1 protein-coding gene is annotated in these 794 nt (G+C 52.6%); it reads left to right on the top strand.

Annotation, left to right across the window (positions count from 1 at the left end):
- The first annotated feature begins 205 nt into the window (after positions 1-205).
- On the top strand, positions 206-655 hold the full coding sequence (locus tag ACQGNJ_RS00105) for a hypothetical protein (protein WP_426687218.1): 450 nt from the start codon (positions 206-208) through the stop codon (positions 653-655).
- Positions 656-794 lie beyond the last annotated feature (139 nt).

Raw genomic sequence — 794 nt, forward strand, 5'->3', positions numbered from 1 at the left:
CTCGCTGCTGAATTTTCTTCGCTTCGACATGAACACTCCTCATCGGCCGCATCGGCCTTCTCGTAAGTGTCCGTGAAATCGGGGGTGAACCCATTTCGTCCGCCTCTACGAGAAGCCGAAAGGGCGTAAGGATATTGGTTTCGAAAACTACCGAATAGAGGATGCTCTTCAAGGTCTCCAGGTAACACGCCACGGCGGAGAGGTCGTGGCTAACGACAAATCGGCCGAGCCCCACCTAAACCAGCAGGTGGCAATTCTGGAGTCGCTTGAGAGACGATTTGAAAGTTCGCTTTACGACATTAGGCAGCTAGTTCAAGCCGACCTTCTAGACTCTGAACTGGATGTTGCGCGAGAACTGCTCAAGCACAAGTTTATGCGCGCCGCAGGAGCAGTCGCCGGTGTGGTACTGGAAAAACACCTGCTCGAAGTGTGCACCAAGCACGCCATCAAGATCACCAAGAAGCATCCGACGATTGCAGATTTGAACGACGCACTTAAGGACTCGAGTGTCATAGAGACGCCGCAATGGCGGTTTCATCAACACTTAGCGGACATTCGAAATCTTTGTGATCACAACAAGCAGAAGGAGCCTACCGCCGATCAGGTCGCCGACTTGATCGAGGGCGTTTCCAAAGTGGTAAAAACAGTCTTCTAGTCGCTGCCTAACAGTTCGTCCAAGCGGACGTGCGAAAAGCCGCACGCCGCTTAACTCCAGCGTTGAAGCTGTAGAAAAACCCCTTACTGATCTGCAAAACGAGTCCGCCGTGCTGGCGGATTTTCGTTTCGACTTCGTG

The organism is Rhodanobacter ginsengiterrae, assembly GCF_050026815.1.
GTDB lineage: Bacteria > Pseudomonadota > Gammaproteobacteria > Xanthomonadales > Rhodanobacteraceae > Rhodanobacter > Rhodanobacter ginsengiterrae.